Below are 16,474 nucleotides of genomic sequence, written 5' to 3'. Positions count from 1 at the left end.
GGACGGCGGCGAACAAAATATCGAACACCTGTGAACGGAGTGAGAGGTGGGGTGATCGTGCCGTACCCTCGGGGCCAGTTCCATGACCGAGGGGGAGTCATATGGCCGCGATCAGTCTGCGCAAGATCGAGGAGACGGCGCCCGCGCTGGTCAGCCTCTACAAGACCGCCGGGGTGTCACTCGCCAAGCACGGCCTGGACGGGCTGCGCGCCGCGGTCTACCTGGTGGTCGACTACTCCGGCTCGATGAAGCCCTACTACAAGGACGGCAGCGTGCAGGCGCTCGCCGACCGGGTGCTGAGCCTGTCGGCGCACCTCGACGACGACGGCACCGTGCCGGTCGTCTTCTTCTCCACCGACGTCGACGCCGTCACCGACATCGCCCTCGCCGACCACCGGGGCCGCATCGAACGGATCGTGTCCGGCCTCGGTCACATGGGCAAGACCAGCTACCACCTGGCGATGGACGCGGTCATCGACCACTACCTGGACAGCGGCTCCACGGCCCCCGCCCTGGTGGTCTTCCAGACCGACGGCGGCCCCATCAACAAACTCGCCGCGGAGAAGTACCTCTGCAAGGCCGCCCGCCTGCCCCTGTTCTGGCAGTTCATCGGTTTCGGCGACCCGAACAGCAAACAGTTCGACTACCTGCGCAAACTGGACGAACTGGCGGTCCCGAAGAAGCGCGTGATCGACAACGCGGGCTTCTTCCACGCGGGGGAGAACCCTACGAAGGTCTCGGACGCAGATCTTTATGACCGTCTGGTGGGCGAGTTCCCCACATGGCTGGCGGCAGCGCGGGTGCAAGGGATCACGGGTGAGGTGTAGCGCCCCCACAGGGGCGCGGGGCCGTGTCGATCCGCGGCTCCGCCGCGTGGGCGCGACAAGCCACGACGCACCCGCACCCAAAAAACTGAGCCCCGATACCGCTAGGTATCACACTCCAACACGGTGCGGCACAGCCCACAACGCGCGCGCACACGCCCCTGTACCGGCACGCGGATCCGCTGATGACACGTAGGACAGGGAAACGACACCCGCAGGGAGCCGTGCTCGGCCGGAGTGAAGCTGTACGGGACCTCCGGCCGTCCCGCGGACACGCGATGGTCCTCCGCATGGCGCCGCTCCCGCGCGTACCGCCGCCGTCCGGCCCAGCCGGCTCCCGTCAGCGGCGGCTGCTCCGCGTCCCGGCGGGCCACCGCCAGACCCTTCGTGTACGCCGTGTACGCCTGCGCGCTGGTGAACCACACCGACGGATCCTCCCCGAACACCAGCGACCGCTTCGCCAGCACGTACCCGAACTCCTCCGGGGTGAGGTACCCCAGCTTCTGCGACGACGCCTCGTCCTCCCGGAACGCGTCCAGCAGCAGCCACCCCGCACCCAGGTACGTCGCCGTCGTGTCCGTCAGGATCTCGTTCTCCCGCGTCCCCGGGAACGACAGGTCCAGCCGGTGCAGGTACACATGCGCCACCTCGTGCGCCAGGGCCGCCCCGATGTCCCGCCGATGCGTCCGGAACCGGTCGTTCAGCTCGACGAAGTACTCCGGTCCGGACGCCAGCTCCACGTTCGCCGCATGCGTCATCTCACGGAACCCGACGATCAGCCGCGCGTCCGGCAGCCGGTAGTGCCGCACCAGCTCGCGGGCCACCCGCTGCGCTCCCAGATGAAGATCGTCCGTGTCGCAGAACGCCACGTCGACCGGTGCCACGCTCACCGAGAACGTGCGGACCGTGTCGTACGACAGACGCCGGTACAGCGCGGTGACGGCCGCCCGCACCGTCTCCAGATGCGGGTAACCGTGCTCGACCGGCCCGCCGTTCGCCACGTCTCACCCCCGGACGCCCTGAACCCGGTTCCACTGTACGGGCCCGCCCCGGCCCGTGCCCGCCCCGTAAGGTGACCCACCATGACCACCAGCAACACCACCACCGGTGACGCCGACCCTGCCGTCCGCGAGGAGCTCGCCCGGCTGCGCGACAGCATCGACAACATCGACGCGGCCGTCGTCCACATGCTCGCCGAACGCTTCAAGGCGACCCAGCAGGTCGGCCGTCTCAAGGCCGCGCACCAGCTGCCGCCCGCCGACCCGGGCCGGGAGGCCCGCCAGATCGCCCGGCTGCGCGCCCTCGCCGAGAACGCCAAACTCGACCCGGCCTTCGCGGAGAAGTTCCTGAACTTCATCATCGCGGAGGTGATCCGCCACCACGAGCGCATCGCCGAGGACGCCCTGAACGGCGCCACGCCCTCGGCGAACCACGCCACGGCGTCCTCCCCGGGGGAGTGACACGGCCGCCCGCGCGGAGCATGCTGCGCTGTGCACTCCTTGTCGGCCGGCGAGCACCCCCGCCGGCACCCGGACAGCCATCCGGTCCCTTGCGAGGAGGGACACGCGCATGCCGCCGAACGCCCGCATCCTCATCGTCGACGACCACGAGGACACCCTGTACGCCCTGGAGAGCGCCCTGGCCCCGCTGGGCCACCTGCTGGGCCGGGCCACCAGCGGCGACGAGGCCCTCAAACAGCTGCTGCGCGGGAACGTCGGCCTGCTGCTCCTCGACGTCCGGCCGCCCGGCACCGGCGGACTCGACGTCGTGCGCTACATGCGGCGCCTGGAACAGACCCAGCTCATCCCCGTCGTCCTGCTCACCGGCTTCACCCGCGACCCGCAGCTCGGCGCCGCCGCGTACGCCCTCGGCGTGGCCGACCTCGTCACCCCACCGGTCGACCCGTGGGCGCTGCGCACCAAGATCCGTCACCTCTACGACACGCACCAGCGCCGGCTCGCCCTGGAACGCGAGGTCCGCGCCCTGCGCGCCCGGCTCGGGGAACGCACCGGCACCCCCGGACATCCCGGCGCCCCCGGACATCCCGCCCTGCCCCACCCGCACGCGCACGTGCCGCCCGGAGGGCCCGCCGGGGCGCACACCGGGGAGCTCGAACGAGACCGGACATAGGGCGCGTACCCGATCCGCCCCTGTGGTTCGGCGACCGCATCAGGCAGCATGGCCTGCATGTCCGTACTGACGCGCGACGAAGCGCAGAACCGAGCACAGCTCCTCGACGTCCACCGCTACACGATCGAACTCGATCTGACCACCGGTGACGAGACGTTCGACTCCCGCACCCTGATCAGGTTCAGCGCCCGTACGGACGCGGACACCTTCGTCGAGGTCAAGCCCGCCGAGCTGCGCTCCGTCACCCTCGACGGACATCCCCTGGACGCCGAGACCCTCGACGGCAACCGGCTGCCGCTGAAGAACCTCACCGCCGGCGAACACGAACTGCGCGTCGACGCGAGCATGCGCTACTCCCGCACCGGCGAGGGCATGCACCGCTTCACCGACCCCACCGACGGCGAGACCTACGTCTACACCCAGCTCTTCCTCGACGACGTGCAGCGCGTCTTCCCCGCCTTCGACCAGCCCGACCTCAAGGCCGTCTTCGAGCTGACCGTCACCGCCCCGCAGCACTGGACCGTCCTCGCCAACGGCGTCACCGAACACACCGGCGAGGGGGTGTGGCGGGCCGCCCCCACCCCGCTGATCTCCACCTACCTCGTCGCCGTCGCCGCCGGCCCCTGGCACTCCGTGCGCACCGAGCACCGCGGACTGCCCTTCGGCATCCACTGCCGCCGCTCGCTCGCCCCCCACCTGGACGCGGACGCCGACGAGCTCCTCGACATCACCCGCGCCTGCTTCGACCGCTACCACGAGAAGTTCGAGGAGTCCTACCCCTTCGACTCCTACGACCAGGCCTTCGTGCCCGAGTTCAACGCGGGCGCCATGGAGAACCCCGGACTGGTCACCTTCCGCGACGAGTTCGTCTACCGCTCCGCCGTCACCGACACCGAACGCCAGACCCGCGCCATGGTGATCGCCCACGAGATGGCCCACATGTGGTTCGGCGACCTCGTCACCCTCACGTGGTGGGACGACATCTGGCTCAACGAGTCCTTCGCCGAGTACATGGGCTACCAGACCCTCACCGAGGCGACCCGCTTCACCGATACGTGGACCGACTTCGGCGTCAACCGCAAGCCCTGGGGCTACGACGCCGACCAGCGCCCCTCCACCCACCCCGTGGCGCCCGAGAACGTCCAGGACACCGCCTCGGCCCTGCTCAACTTCGACGGCATCTCCTACGCCAAGGGCGCCTCCGCCCTGCGCCAGCTCGTCGCCTGGCTCGGCGAGAAGGACTTCCTCGCCGGCATCAACGTCCACTTCCGGCGGCACCGGTTCGGCAACGCCGGCCTCGCCGACTTCCTCGACTCCCTCGCCTCCGCCACCGAACGCGACGTCCACGCCTGGGCCGACGCCTGGCTGCGCACCACCGGCGTCGACACCCTCGTCCCCGAGCCGAGCAACGGCGACAACGTCTACTGGCGCCTGGGCATCGGGCACAAGGGAGATCCCGGGATCCGGCCGGCACCCGACCCCGACAAGAACCGACCCGGCATGACACACGCCGGCATCCCCGTCTCGGCCGGCAACACGCGCCCGCACCGCATCACCATCGGCGTCTACGACCACGACCTCCACGACGCGGGCCGGCTCATCCTGCGCGACCGCATCGAGGCGGACATCCCCGCCCACGAGGACATCGCCATCGCCACCGGCGGCACCCGCCCCGCCCTCGTCGTCCTCAACGACGGCGACCTCACCTACGCCAAGATCCGCTTCGACGCCGAGTCCCTGGACACCCTGCGCGCCCGGCTCTCCGGCCTGCCCGACCCCCTCACCCGCGCGGTGGTGTGGAACGCGCTCAGGGACGCCGTCCGCGACGGCGAGCTGCCCGCCGGTGACTTCCTGGACATCGCCCGCGCCCACCTCCCGCACGAGACCGACCTCGCCCTCGTCCAGGGCGTCCTCGCCTTCGCCTCCGTCCACATCGCCGACCGCTACCTCACCCCCGACCGGCGGCCGGCCGCGCTCACCACCCTCACCCACCTGTGCCGCGACCTCATCCGCCGCACCGAGGACGGCGACAACCCCGGCCTGCGCCTCATCGCCGTACGCCAGTTCATCGACGTGGCCGCCCACCCCGAGGCCATCGCCGCCTGGCTCGCCGACGGCACCGTCCCCGGCGGCCCCGAACTCGACCCCGAACTGCGCTGGCGCGTCCTCGCCCGGCTCGCCGTGCTCGGCGCCGTCGACGGGACCGCCATCGCCGCCGAACTCGAACGCGACCCCAGCGCCACCGGCCAGGAGGGCGCCGCCCGCTGCCGCGCCGCCCTGCCCGACGAGGACGCCAAGGCCCGTGCCTGGGAGTCCATGTTCGGCTCCGACGACCGGACCGACCTGTCGAACTACCTGTTCACCGCCACCGCCCAGGGCTTCTGGCAGCCCGAACAGGCCGACCTCGTACGGCCCTACGTGTCCCGCTACTTCAAGGACGCCGTCGCCGTCGCCGCCCGCCGCGGCCCCGCCATCGCCGAGGCCGCCGGCCGCTGGGCCTTCCCCGCCCACGCCGTCGACGCCGAGACCCTGAAGCTCGGCCAGAAGTGCCTGCGCAAGGCCGACCCGATCCCGGCCCTGCGCCGCAAGCTCGTCGACCAGCTCGACGACCTGGCCCGCGCGCTGCGCGTGCGGGAGGCGTAACCGGGCGCGCGGGGCCCGGTCCGCGCGGAGCCCGGGCCCCGGCGCGCGTCGGTCACCGACGCGCGCCGGTCACCGCTCACCGCCGGGCGAGGACCGCGGCCAGGCCGTGCTCGAAGCGCTCGTCGAAGGCCTCCGGGGCGAGATGGCCGAGCACGCGGTGGAGGGCGGGGTGGGCCGTCTCCGAGACCGCGTCCGCCAGAGCGGCGTCCGGCGCCCGGCGCCCGGCCGCCTGTTCCTCCTGGGCGAGACCGAGGGCGAAGTAGACGGCCGTCCACGAGGTCCAGGCGGCCTCGCGCTCGTCCCGGCCGCCCTCCAGGAGCGCGTCGACCAGGGTGTCGGCGAAACGCAGGGTGTGCGGTTCGGCGGCATAGGTGCCGACGACGAGCGCGGCGCCGTCGCGGTGGGCGAGCAGGGCGCGGCGGTAGCGGCGGAGCAGTTCGCGGGCGCGCTCGTCCGGTGCGGCCGGCAGCCCGTCCAGCGGGATCTCGCCCAGCACGGCGTCCGTCATCAGCTCCAGCATCCGGGCCTTGGTCTTCACGTGCCACAGCACGGTGTTCATCCGTACGCCGAGCCGGTCGGCGACCGCACGCGTGGACAGCGCGTCGAGGCCCTTCTCGTCCAGGAGGTCCAGCGCGGCACGGATCACGGTGCCCGGATCGAGCCGGCCACCCGCTTGCCTATTGGTCATTGACCTAGTTTACTGCGACCCCAAGGAATTGGTCACTGACCAAGAAGGGGTGGGTTCATGGAACAGCAGCAGGTCGTCATCGCCGGAGGGGGCCCCGTCGGGCTCTGGCTCGCCGCCGAACTGCGGCTGGGCGGGATCTCCGTGACCGTCGTCGAGGAGCGCGCCGGGATCGACGGACGCTCCAAGGCGCTCACCGTCCACCCGCGCACCATCGAGGTGCTGGCCTCGCGCGGGGCGCACCGGCCGTTCCTCGCCGAGGGCCTGCCGATCCCGGGCGGCCACTTCGCGATGCTCGACGACCGGCTCGACTTCCGGGCGCTGGACACCCCGTTCCCGTACACCCTCGCCCTGCCCCAGGCCCGTACCGAGGAACTGCTCCAGGAGCGCGCGCTGGGCCTGGGCGCGCGGATCGTGCGGGGCCACCGCCTCACCGGGTTCACCGAGCACGCGGACGCGGTGACCGTGCGGGTGACGGGCCCCGAGGGGCCGTACGGGATCCGGGCCTCGTACGTCGTCGGCTGCGACGGCACCCGCAGCACCGTGCGCACCGCCGCCGGCATCGACTTCCCCGGCACGCCGTCGACCGTCCTCGGCTGGCTCGGCGACGTCACCCTGGACCGCCCGCCGCGGCCCGGCTTCAGCGCCTTCACGCTCCGCGGCGGGGTGATGGTCGCGCCGCTGCCCGGCGACCGGTTCCGCGTCGTCGGCGTCAGCCCCGACAGCCTCACCACCGAGCGGCCCGGCGACCTCACCCTGGACGAGCTGCGGGAGAAGACCCTCGCCGTCGCCGGGGACGACTTCGGCATGCGCGACGCGTCGTGGCTCTCCCGCTTCGGCAACGCCACCCGGCTGGCCGCCGCGTACCGGCGCGGACGCGTCCTGCTCGCCGGCGACGCCGCCCACCAGCACTTCCCCGCCGGGGGAGTCGGCATGAACGTCGGCATCCAGGACGCGCACAACCTCGGCTGGAAGCTGGCCGCGACGCTGAACGGCTGGGCCCCGGACGGTCTGCTGGACACCTACCACAGCGAACGCCACCCGGTCGGAGCACAGTTGACGGCGCACAGCCGCGCCCAGACCGCCCTGATGACCACCTTCACGCCCGAGGGTCTCGACCTGCGAGCCGTACTGAGTGAACTGATCGCCACGCTGCCCGAGTTCAACCGCGCGCTGGCCGAGCGGCTCACCGGCCTCGCGGTCACCTTCCCCGGCCCCGACCCGACGGCCCACCCGCTCACCGGCACCCGGGCCGCCGACCTCGCCTTCACCGGCACGGACGACACCCTGTTCACCCTGCTGCCCCCGGACGCCCACCTCCTGCTCGACCTCACGGCCGACCGCGCCCTCGGCGACCGCGCGCCGCGCGGGCTCGTCGTCCGCACCGGGACGCTGGAGGGACCTCCGGGCGCCTGGGCCGGGGTGCGCGCCGCCCTGATCCGCCCCGACGGGCACGTCGCCTGGGCCGGCACCGACCGGGAGGACACCGCACTGCGCGCGGCCGCGGACAGGGCCATCGCCACCGTGTACCGAGCCGCGCCCCGTCAGCGGGCGGCGGGCGGTGCCGCGCCGAGCGGCCGGTAGGCGCGGCGGCCCCGGAAGGCGCACCGTCCCCCGTCCGGTGCCCGTGCCCGGCCCGCGCACGGCACCCTCCCCCTCGTCGCCGACGGCCCAGGGGCCCGCTGCCGGACGGGCCGTCACCTCTGCGCGTCATGCCGCTGCCCACCGGCGACAGGCCCGGCGGCAACGGCCGCCGGGCCCGCCCCGCGCTCCGGGAGACCGCCGCCGGCGAAGGACAGGGAGGCACCCCGAACACACCTCACCATTCCGGACGTACCCCCTTTCGGGTCTGATTCCCGGGCCTTCCGGGCGCGGCGTCCTCCCGCGCGTACAAGCTGGGACCCCGCCACCCGCCCCGGCGACCTTGCGGGCCTGTCCGCTCTCGTCCACCGGGCCCACGCGGAAGGACCCCGATGACCACCCCCACGCCCCCCGACGCACCCCGCGACCTCGTCGGCATCGGCATCGGCCCCTTCAACCTCTCCCTCGCCGCCCTCGCCCACCCCCTCACCGCGCTGCGCACCGCCTTCTACGACCAGCGCCCCCGCTTCACCTGGCACCCCGGACTGCTCCTCGACGACGCCACCGTCCAGGTCCCCTTCCTCGCCGACCTCGTCACCCTCGCCGACCCCACCAGCCCCTGGACCTTCCTCAACCACCTCAGGGACCGCGAGCGCCTCTACCCCTTCTACTTCGCCGAGCACTTCCACATCCGCCGCACCGAGTACGACGCCTACTGCCGCTGGGTCGCCGGCCGGCTCCCCGCGCTCCACTTCGGCCACCGCGTCGACACCGTCCACTGGGACCCCGGACACGGCCTCTTCGACGTCCGCCTCACCCGCCTCGACGCCGACGGGAACGCCGCCTCCACCGGCCGCGTCCGCACCCGGAACATCGTCCTCGGCGTGGGCACCGAGCCCTGGGTGCCCGAACCGCTCAGACCCCTCGCCGACGACCCCGCCCTGCCCGTCGTGCACGCCGAGGACTACCTCACCCACCGCGACACCCTGCTCGCCGCCGGCCACGTCACCGTCGTCGGCACCGGCCAGTCCGGCGCCGAGGTCTTCCTCGACCTGCTCCGCCGACGGCCCCCCGGCCGGGAACGGCTGCACTGGCTGGGCCGCACCGAGGCCTTCGCCCCCATGGAGTACTCCAAGCTCGGCCTGGAGCACTTCACCCCCGACCACACCCGCTACTTCCACGCCCTGCCCGAACCCGTCCGCGACCGGCTCGTCCCCGCGCAGTGGCAGCTCCACAAGGGCATCGACGCCGCCACCATCGCCGCCGTCCACGACGAGCTCTACCGGCGCACCCTGCACGGCGGCTGGCCCGACACCGTCCTCACCCCCGCCGTCCGCGTCCACGCCGCCACCCGCACCGGCGCCGCCGGCATCGAACTCCACCTGGAACACACCCGGCAGGGCACCCGCACCCGCCTCACCACCGACGCCGTCGTCCTCGCCACCGGCCACCGCGAGCGCCCCCTCGACGCCCTCCTCGCCCCCCTCGGCGCCCACCTGCGCCGCGACCGCGCCGGCCGCCCCCGCGTCGACGAGCACCACCGGCTGGTCCTCGACCCCGCCGTCACCGGCGGCGTGTACGCGCAGAACGCCGAACTCCACACCCACGGCGTCGGAACACCCGACCTCGGCCTCGCCGCCTGGCGCAGCGCCACCATCCTCAACCACCTCACCGGCCGGGAGACCTACCCGCTGCCCGCCCGCACCGCCTTCACCACGTTCGGCCTCCACCCCCCGACGCGACAGGTCCCGCCCGCCCGGCGAGCCGCACGGCTCACCCCACTGGCGGACGGGACCTGACACCCGTACGGATCAGGAGACGGTCAGAACACCGGCGTACCGTCCCGCGTCAGCCTCCAGTCGACGGACGCGAAGTCCTTCGGGTCCAGCACGCCCTTCGCCGTCACCCATTCGGCGATCCGGGTCCGGATCTCCGTCGACTCCGCCCACAGCTCCTTCGCCGACGCCACGTGCGGGAACGCGCCGCCGCCGTTGGCGCGGTAGTTGTTCACCGCGAACACGAACTGCTGCGTGTCGTCCAACGGGGCGCCGTCGTGGGCCAGGTTCCGGATGCGCGAACCCGCCGGCTGCGCGATGTCGATGTCGTAGGTGAGCCCCGAGACGTAGTCGTAGTTGTAGTCCGGGCGGTTGCCCGCGTTCGTCAGCTTCGCCACGTCCACCGGGGCGCCCGCCGCCGTCTGCGCGAAGTACTCCGCCGAGTACTCCAGGTACGCCCGCACCTGCGCGCCCGTCATCAGCTTCGCGACCAGCGTGTTGTCGTACACGTACAGGCTCGACAGGTCCCGGATCGTCACCTCGCCCGCCGGGATCTGGGACGTCCGCGAGAACGGCGAGGCCTGCGACAGCACCGGCAGCGACGCGTACTCGGTGCCCGCGAGGGCCGCCCGCACCACGTCCTCCTGCACCTTGGCGATCAGGTCGATGATCGGCGCGTCCTTGTAGCGCGCCTCCACCGTGGTCAGGGTCTCCGTCGCCGTGCCCACCACCTGGTTGACGTACGCCACGACCACGGCGTGCTCGTCCGCCAGCAGCTTGGTGATCGCCGGGTCGTCCTGGACCGCCGCCGCGTTCCGCAGCGACGCCTTCACCGACTCCACCCGCCACCGGCCCCGCTCGAAGGCCAGCTCGAAGTCGAACAGCGTCAGCCGCTCCGCGTAGCACAGCGGCTCCGACAGCACGACCTCCCTGCCGGTCTCCTCGTTGACGACCCGCAGCTCCGCGATCTCCTGGTGCGCGTGCCCGACCAGGATCGCGTCGATCCCCGGCACCTGCCGCGCCACGTTCGCCGCCGCGTTCTCCACGTACGGCAGCTGGTCACCGTACGACGACGTGCCCGACGACCCCGAGTGCGCCGACACCACCACCACGTCCGCGCCCATCGACCGCAGCTTCGGCACCCACTTCGCCGCCTGCTCCTCCAGACCCGGGAACGTCAGCTTCCCCTGCACGTACGCCTTGTCCCAGATCGCGATACCGGGATTGGTCAGCCCCAGCACCGCCACCTTCACCGGCGGGGCGCCCTTCACGTGGAACTTCTTCATGAAGTACGGAGGGAAGGCCGGCTTCAGCGTCTTCGCGTCCAGCGCGTTGGCGCCCAGCAGCGGGAAGTCGCACTGCTCCTCGAACTTCCGCAGCGTCTCGATGCCGTAGTTGAACTCGTGGTTGCCGAGCGCCACCGCGTCGTACCCGATGGCGTTCATCGCCTGCGCCATCGGATGCACCGGACCGCCCTCGGCGGTGATCGGGTCCACCTTCGCGAAGTAGTACGTCAGCGGGGTGCCCTGGATGGTGTCGCCCGCGTCCAGCAGCAGCGTGTTGCGCCGGCCCTTCTCCTCACGGACCTGGTCCACCAGCGTCGACACCCGGGCCAGGCCCTTCGCGTTGCCGGCCGCGTCCACGTACTCCGCGTCCTTGAAGTAGTCCCAGTTGAAGACGTGACCGTGCAGATCGGTCGTGCCCATCACGGTCAGCGCGTACCGCTTCACCGGCTTCCTCCCCAGCCCCGCCCCGGCGGCCCCGGCGGCCTCGGCCGAGGGGACCGCCGCCGTACCCGCCAGCGCCACCCCCGCCCCGGTCACGGCGGACCTCTTCAGAAACTTCCGGCGGTTCAACGGCATGTCAGGCTCTCCTCGGACAACGACGAACAACGCGCGTAGATTCAGCCCGATGATTCTGACCTGAACACGCCCGCGCGGAACAGACCCCCCAGGTTGCGATCCGGTGTCCGGCAACCACCCCGCACCCGCACGACCGGTGACACAGTGGGACGCATGACCACCCCTCACCCGTACGGCACCCCCGGCGCACCCCATCTCGCCGTCCGCGGCGAGGCCCACCTCGAAACCGCCCCCGACCTCGCCCGCATCGCCGTCACGCTCACCGCGCGCGGCCGCGACCGGCGCGCCACCCTCGACGACCTCACCCGCCGCAACACGGCCGCCCTCGACCTGCTCAAGTCCTGCGGCGACGCCGTCGAGCACCTCGAGACCGGCGCCCTCACCGTCACCCCGGAACTCACCGCCCACGGCCGCGGCGAACGCGTCCGCGCCCACCGCGGCACCGTCCGCCTCACCGCCGGCCTGGGCGACTTCACCGCCCTGGGCGCACTCGTCACCCGTCTGGCCGACCTCGACCTCACCCGCGTCGACGGCCCCTGGTGGACCCTCCGCCCGGATTCCCCCGCCCACCGCGAAGCACGGCAGCAAGCGGTGCGCGACGCCGTCCGGCGCGCCCGCGAATACGCCGAGGCGCTCGGCACCACCCTCGCCGCCCTCATCGAACTCACCGACACCCGAACGGAGCCCGAACCCTTCGCCCGATCCCGCTCCATGGCGTTCGCCGCGGCCACCGAGGACGCCCCGCCCCTCGACCTCGAACCCCAGCGGCAGCACGTCCACGCCGAGGTCAGCGCCCGCTTCACACTCCAGCCGCCCCGCCTGTAGAACCGGCATTCGAACGCTCGTCGGGGCAGCCGGGCGCACACTTCAACCCTTGTCAACAACCCTTCATCCAGCGGCCGTTGAGTCGTCACGTGCGACCGAATCACTACCGGCGGGTAAGCCCTAGGCTCGAAACATGCGCCGAGCGAAAATCGTCTGCACACTGGGTCCTGCCACCGACACGTACGACCAGATCAAAGCTCTGGTCGACGCCGGAATGGACGTCGCCCGATTCAACCTCAGCCACGGCGAACACGCCGAGCACGAGGAGCGCTACCGACGGGTGCGGAAGGCCGCCGACGAAACCGGCCGCAGCGTCGGCCTCCTCGCCGACCTTCAAGGCCCGAAAATCCGCCTCGGCCGCTTCACCGAAGGCCCCGTACTCCTTGAACGCGGCGACACCTTCACCATCACCGTCGAAGAAGGGGTCGAAGGCGACGGCCGCACCTGCGGCACCACCTACGCCGGCCTCGCCGCCGACGTCACCACCGGCGAACGCATCCTCGTCGACGACGGCAAGGTCACCCTCGAAGTCACCGCCGTCGACGGCCCCCGCGTCCGCACCACCGTCCTCGAAGGCGGCATGGTCTCCGACCACAAGGGCCTCAACCTCCCCGGCGTCGCCGTCTCCGTCCCCGCCCTCTCCAAGAAGGACGAGGACGACCTGCGCTGGGCGCTGCGCACCGGCTTCGACGTCATCGCCCTCTCCTTCGTCCGCAGCGGACGCGACATCAAGGACGTCCACCGCATCATGGACGAGGAGGGCCGCCGTCTCCCCGTCATCGCCAAGGTCGAGAAACCCCAGGCCGTCGAGAACATCGACGACATCGTCGCCGCCTTCGACGGCATCATGGTCGCCCGCGGTGACCTCGGCGTCGAAATGCCCCTCGAACAGGTCCCCATCGTCCAGAAGCGCGCCATCAAACTCGCCAAGCGCAACGCCAAACCGGTCATCGTCGCCACCCAGATGCTCGACTCGATGATCGACAACGCCCGCCCCACCCGCGCGGAGGCCTCCGACGTCGCCAACGCCGTCATCGACGGCACCGACGCCGTCATGCTCTCCGGCGAGACCAGCGTCGGCAAACACGCCGTCGAGACGGTCCGCACCATGGCCCGCATCGTGGAAGCCGCGGAGGAGGACATCCTCGCCAAGGGCCTCCCGCCCCTCACCGAACGCAACAAGCCCCGCACCCAGGGCGGCGCGGTGGCCCGCGCGGCGGCGGAGATGGGCGACTTCCTCGGTGCCAAGTTCCTCGTCGCCTTCACCCAGTCCGGCGACACCGCCCGCCGTCTCTCCCGCTACCGCAGCCCCATCCCCCTCCTCGCCTTCACCCCCGACCCCGCCACCCGCTCCCAGCTCAGCCTCACCTGGGGCGTGGAGACCTTCCTCGGCCCCCACGCGAACACGACGGACGCGATGGTCGCCCAGGTCGACGAACTGCTCCTGGAGTACGCCCGCTGCGAGAAGGGCGACACGGTCGTCATCACGGCCGGTTCCCCTCCGGGGGTCCCCGGCTCGACCAACCTGGTCCGGGTCCACCACATCGGCGAGGACGACAGCCCGAAGTGACCGGGCGCCGGCGTGCACGCAGGCCGGGCGGCACAAAGCGGATGTTCACCGGAAAGGTGGACATCCGCTCTCAAATGGTGACCTTGGATATCAAGGAAAAGTACCCCGGGTCGGATTCGAACCGACGCTGGATGGTGTTTGAGACCATTGCCTCTACCGCTGGGCTACCGGGGCGCCCTACAAAACGAAGGTCGACGGTCACCCGCCGTGCCCCCACCTTATCGCAGCTGGGTACGCTCTTGTCAGCAGTACCGGCCTGCCTCGCACCAAGGAGCCCACGTGAGCGCCCCCGAGTCGCCCCAGCCCGCAGACGTGCCCGACGACGACAAGTCGCACGTGCCTCCGATGACGACCCGTGTCGTGATCGCCGAGGACGAGGCCCTGATCCGGCTCGATCTCAAAGAGATGCTGGAGGAGGAGGGGTACTCCGTCGTCGGTGAGGCCGGTGACGGTGAGCAGGCCGTGGAGCTGGCGCGTGAGCACCGGCCCGATCTGGTGATCCTCGATGTGAAGATGCCGAAGCTGGACGGCATCTCCGCGGCGGAGAAGATCGCGGAGGAGAGCATCGCCCCGGTGCTGATGCTGACCGCGTTCTCGCAGCGTGACCTGGTGGAGCGGGCGCGGGACGCGGGCGCGATGGCGTATCTGGTGAAGCCGTTCAGCAAGAGTGACGTGGTGCCCGCGATCGAGATGGCGGTGTCGCGGTTCACGGAGCTGAAGGAGCTGGAGCGCGAGGTCGCGGACCTGAGCCTGCGGCTGGAGACGCGGAAGCTGGTGGACCGGGCGAAGTCGGTGCTGCAGACGCAGTACGGACTGACGGAGCCGGCGGCGTTCCGGTGGATCCAGAAGACGTCGATGGACCGGCGGATGTCGATGCAGCAGGTGGCGCAGGCGGTCATCGACGACGCCGAGGAGAAGAAGGCGTCGAAGGGCTAGGTCCCGGCGGACGACGAGAGGCCCGCGCTCCCCGCTCGGCGGGGGCGCGGGCCTCGTCGTGTTGTTCAGTCCTCGCCGAGGTAGGCCTTGCGGACGGACTCGTCGTGGAGGAGGTCCTGCCCGGTGCCGGAGAGGACGATCTTGCCGACCTCCATGACGTGGGCGTGGTCCGCGAGGGAGAGCGCGGCCTGGGCGTTCTGCTCGATGAGCAGGATGGTGGTGCCCTGGGACTTGAGTTCGGCGATGGTCGCCATGATCTTCTGCATCATGATCGGTGAGAGGCCCATGGAGGGTTCGTCGAGCATGAGCAGTTTGGGCTGGGACATCAGCGCCCTTCCCATGGCGAGCATCTGCTGCTCGCCGCCGGAGAGGGTGCCCGCGGCCTGCTTGTGGCGTTCCCCGAGGATGGGGAAGAGGTCGTAGGCGCGCTTGATGTCCTTCTCGATGCCTTCCTTGTCGTTGCGGAGGTAGGCGCCGAGGCGGAGGTTGTCCTCGATGGTCATGCGGGGGAAGATGTGCCGGCCCTCGGGGGAGTGGGCGAGCCCCAGGGACACGATCTTGTGTGCCGGGATCTTCTTCAGCGACTGGCCGTCGAACCTGATCTGGCCGGAGACCGGCTGGAGCAGCCCGGACAGGGTCCGGAGCGTGGTGGTCTTGCCGGCGCCGTTGGTGCCGATGAGGGTGACGACCTCGCCCGCTTCGACCTTGAACGAGATGCCCTTGACGGCCTCGATCTTGCCGTAGGCGACCCTGAGATCCTCGACCTCCAGCAGTGCGGTCACTTGTCGTCCCCTTCTGTGGTGCTGTGCGCCTCGGCGGCTTCGACCTCGGCGGCTTCCTCCTGGCCGGGGGCGCCTTCGAAGGGGGTGCCGAGGTAGGCGGCGATGACGCGTTCGTCGGCCTGGACCACTTCGGCGGGTCCTTCGACGATCTTCTCGCCCTGGACGAGGACGGCGACCCGGTCGCAGAGGTTCATGATGAACCGGATGTCGTGCTCGATGACGAGTACGGCGATGCCCTGGTCGCGGATGGCGAAGATGAGCTCTTCGGCGGCGCGGGTCTCCTGCGGGTTCATGCCCGCGGTGGGCTCGTCGAGGAGGAGCAGGCCGGGTTCGCTGGCGAGGGCCCGGGCGATCTCCAGCTTGCGCTGTTCGCCGTAGGGCAGGTTGCGGGCGAGGTGGTCGGCCTTGGCGGCGAGACCGGTGAACTCCAGGAGTTCCATGGCCCGTTCGCGGGAGGCCTCTTCGGCCTTCTTGAAGCCGGGCAGCCGCAGCAGGGCGGACCAGAGGCCCTCCTTGGTGCGGGTGTGCCGGCCGACGAGCACGTTCTCCAGGACGGTCATGTTGGCGAAGAGCCGGATGTTCTGGAAGGTGCGCGCGATGCCGGCCTGGGTGACCAGGTGCGGCTTGGGCGGCAGGACGGTGCCCTTGTAGGAGACCTTGCCCTCGGTGGGGACGTACAGGCCGGTGAGGCAGTTGAAGAAGGTGGTCTTGCCGGCGCCGTTGGGTCCGATGAGGCCGACGATCTCGCCGCTGTTGACGGTGAGGTCGACGGAGCGCACGGCGGTGAGACCGCCGAAGCGCATGGTGACGCCGGTGGCGTCGAGGACGGTCGTGGTGGTGGGTGCGGTGGTGGTCATGGCG

14 protein-coding genes and 1 tRNA gene are annotated in these 16,474 nt (G+C 71.3%); 9 read left to right on the top strand and 6 right to left on the bottom strand.

Going from position 1 to position 16,474, the window contains the following annotated elements:
- Positions 1 to 101 precede the first annotated feature (101 nt).
- Entirely contained in the window at positions 102 to 827 is a 726-nt protein-coding gene (locus KUM38_RS37305) for a VWA domain-containing protein (protein ID WP_217136446.1), read from the top strand.
- Positions 828 to 928: 101 nt separating this feature from the next.
- Here the strand turns inward: KUM38_RS37305 and KUM38_RS37300 are convergent, their stop codons facing one another.
- A complete protein-coding gene (locus KUM38_RS37300; protein ID WP_217136444.1) occupies positions 929 to 1,825 on the bottom strand; it encodes a hypothetical protein in 897 nt (298 codons plus the stop codon).
- Between the two features lie 81 nt (positions 1,826 to 1,906).
- Here KUM38_RS37300 and KUM38_RS37295 point away from each other — a divergent pair, with 81 nt between their 5' ends.
- From KUM38_RS37295 to pepN, 3 genes are all read left to right on the top strand, one after another.
- Positions 1,907 to 2,284: a chorismate mutase gene (locus KUM38_RS37295; RefSeq protein WP_217136442.1), complete on the top strand. Its 378-nt coding sequence runs from the start codon at positions 1,907 to 1,909 to the stop codon at positions 2,282 to 2,284.
- Positions 2,285 to 2,393: 109 nt separating this feature from the next.
- On the top strand, positions 2,394 to 2,954 hold the full coding sequence (locus KUM38_RS37290) for a two-component system response regulator (RefSeq protein ID WP_217136440.1): 561 nt from the start codon (positions 2,394 to 2,396) through the stop codon (positions 2,952 to 2,954).
- A gap of 48 nt (positions 2,955 to 3,002) precedes the next feature.
- Positions 3,003 to 5,597, top strand: a complete 2,595-nt coding sequence (gene pepN / locus KUM38_RS37285) for an aminopeptidase N (RefSeq protein WP_217136438.1) — start codon at positions 3,003 to 3,005, stop codon at positions 5,595 to 5,597.
- Between the two features lie 76 nt (positions 5,598 to 5,673).
- Here pepN and KUM38_RS37280 read toward each other — a convergent pair whose 3' ends face one another.
- Positions 5,674 to 6,285: a TetR/AcrR family transcriptional regulator C-terminal domain-containing protein gene (locus tag KUM38_RS37280; RefSeq protein ID WP_217136436.1), complete on the bottom strand. Its 612-nt coding sequence runs from the start codon at positions 6,283 to 6,285 to the stop codon at positions 5,674 to 5,676.
- A gap of 57 nt (positions 6,286 to 6,342) precedes the next feature.
- On the opposite strand from KUM38_RS37280, the gene KUM38_RS37275 reads away from it, so the two are divergent.
- Both KUM38_RS37275 and KUM38_RS37270 read left to right on the top strand, forming a co-directional pair.
- Positions 6,343 to 7,866 (top strand): FAD-dependent monooxygenase, encoded by a 1,524-nt coding sequence (locus KUM38_RS37275; RefSeq protein WP_217136434.1) that lies wholly within the window; start codon positions 6,343 to 6,345, stop codon positions 7,864 to 7,866.
- Positions 7,867 to 8,255: 389 nt separating this feature from the next.
- Positions 8,256 to 9,662, top strand: a complete 1,407-nt coding sequence (locus KUM38_RS37270) for a lysine N(6)-hydroxylase/L-ornithine N(5)-oxygenase family protein (RefSeq protein WP_217136433.1) — start codon at positions 8,256 to 8,258, stop codon at positions 9,660 to 9,662.
- 23 nt (positions 9,663 to 9,685) lie between these two features.
- On the opposite strand, the gene KUM38_RS37265 is transcribed toward KUM38_RS37270, so the two are convergent.
- On the bottom strand, positions 9,686 to 11,500 hold the full coding sequence (locus KUM38_RS37265) for a 5'-nucleotidase C-terminal domain-containing protein (RefSeq protein WP_217136432.1): 1,815 nt from the start codon (positions 11,498 to 11,500) through the stop codon (positions 9,686 to 9,688).
- Between the two features lie 153 nt (positions 11,501 to 11,653).
- Here KUM38_RS37265 and KUM38_RS37260 point away from each other — a divergent pair, with 153 nt between their 5' ends.
- Together KUM38_RS37260 and pyk are read left to right on the top strand one after the other, a co-directional pair.
- Positions 11,654 to 12,325 (top strand): SIMPL domain-containing protein, encoded by a 672-nt coding sequence (locus KUM38_RS37260; protein WP_217136430.1) that lies wholly within the window; start codon positions 11,654 to 11,656, stop codon positions 12,323 to 12,325.
- Between the two features lie 133 nt (positions 12,326 to 12,458).
- Entirely contained in the window at positions 12,459 to 13,895 is a 1,437-nt protein-coding gene (pyk, locus tag KUM38_RS37255; RefSeq protein ID WP_217136428.1) for a pyruvate kinase, read from the top strand.
- A gap of 101 nt (positions 13,896 to 13,996) precedes the next feature.
- Here pyk and KUM38_RS37250 read toward each other — a convergent pair.
- A tRNA-Leu gene (locus KUM38_RS37250) sits at positions 13,997 to 14,069 on the bottom strand.
- A 105-nt stretch (positions 14,070 to 14,174) separates the two neighbouring features.
- Here KUM38_RS37250 and KUM38_RS37245 point away from each other — a divergent pair.
- Complete coding sequence (locus KUM38_RS37245) at positions 14,175 to 14,831, top strand: ANTAR domain-containing response regulator (protein WP_030858815.1); 657 nt, start codon at positions 14,175 to 14,177, stop codon at positions 14,829 to 14,831.
- A 65-nt stretch (positions 14,832 to 14,896) separates the two neighbouring features.
- Here KUM38_RS37245 and KUM38_RS37240 read toward each other — a convergent pair whose 3' ends face one another.
- Both KUM38_RS37240 and KUM38_RS37235 read right to left on the bottom strand, forming a co-directional pair.
- A complete protein-coding gene (locus KUM38_RS37240) occupies positions 14,897 to 15,613 on the bottom strand; it encodes an ABC transporter ATP-binding protein (RefSeq protein WP_217136426.1) in 717 nt (238 codons plus the stop codon).
- Positions 15,610 to 16,470, bottom strand: coding sequence for an ABC transporter ATP-binding protein (locus tag KUM38_RS37235; RefSeq protein WP_217136424.1), 861 nt, complete (start codon positions 16,468 to 16,470; stop codon positions 15,610 to 15,612). The genes KUM38_RS37240 and KUM38_RS37235 overlap by 4 nt, the downstream gene beginning before the upstream one ends.
- Positions 16,471 to 16,474: the final 4 nt, after the last annotated feature.

This window comes from Streptomyces sp. AC558_RSS880, from assembly GCF_019049255.1.
GTDB lineage: Bacteria > Actinomycetota > Actinomycetes > Streptomycetales > Streptomycetaceae > Streptomyces.
This window is presented reverse-complemented; position numbering and strand designations above follow the sequence as displayed.

What these genes read in the sequence shown, in the direction of transcription:
- KUM38_RS37305 (WP_217136446.1), top strand. Translation starts at nt 102, where the DNA reads ATGGCCGCGATCAGTCTGCGCAAGATCGAGGAGACGGCGCCCGCGCTG.
- KUM38_RS37295 (WP_217136442.1), top strand. Translation starts at nt 1,907, where the DNA reads ATGACCACCAGCAACACCACCACCGGTGACGCCGACCCTGCCGTCCGC.
- KUM38_RS37290 (WP_217136440.1), top strand. Translation starts at nt 2,394, where the DNA reads ATGCCGCCGAACGCCCGCATCCTCATCGTCGACGACCACGAGGACACC.
- pepN (WP_217136438.1), top strand. Translation starts at nt 3,003, where the DNA reads ATGGCCTGCATGTCCGTACTGACGCGCGACGAAGCGCAGAACCGAGCA.
- KUM38_RS37280 (WP_217136436.1), bottom strand. Translation starts at nt 6,285, where the DNA reads ATGACCAATAGGCAAGCGGGTGGCCGGCTCGATCCGGGCACCGTGATC.
- KUM38_RS37275 (WP_217136434.1), top strand. Translation starts at nt 6,343, where the DNA reads ATGGAACAGCAGCAGGTCGTCATCGCCGGAGGGGGCCCCGTCGGGCTC.
- KUM38_RS37270 (WP_217136433.1), top strand. Translation starts at nt 8,256, where the DNA reads ATGACCACCCCCACGCCCCCCGACGCACCCCGCGACCTCGTCGGCATC.
- KUM38_RS37265 (WP_217136432.1), bottom strand. Translation starts at nt 11,500, where the DNA reads ATGCCGTTGAACCGCCGGAAGTTTCTGAAGAGGTCCGCCGTGACCGGG.
- KUM38_RS37260 (WP_217136430.1), top strand. Translation starts at nt 11,654, where the DNA reads ATGACCACCCCTCACCCGTACGGCACCCCCGGCGCACCCCATCTCGCC.
- pyk (WP_217136428.1), top strand. Translation starts at nt 12,459, where the DNA reads ATGCGCCGAGCGAAAATCGTCTGCACACTGGGTCCTGCCACCGACACG.
- KUM38_RS37235 (WP_217136424.1), bottom strand. Translation starts at nt 16,470, where the DNA reads ATGACCACCACCGCACCCACCACCACGACCGTCCTCGACGCCACCGGC.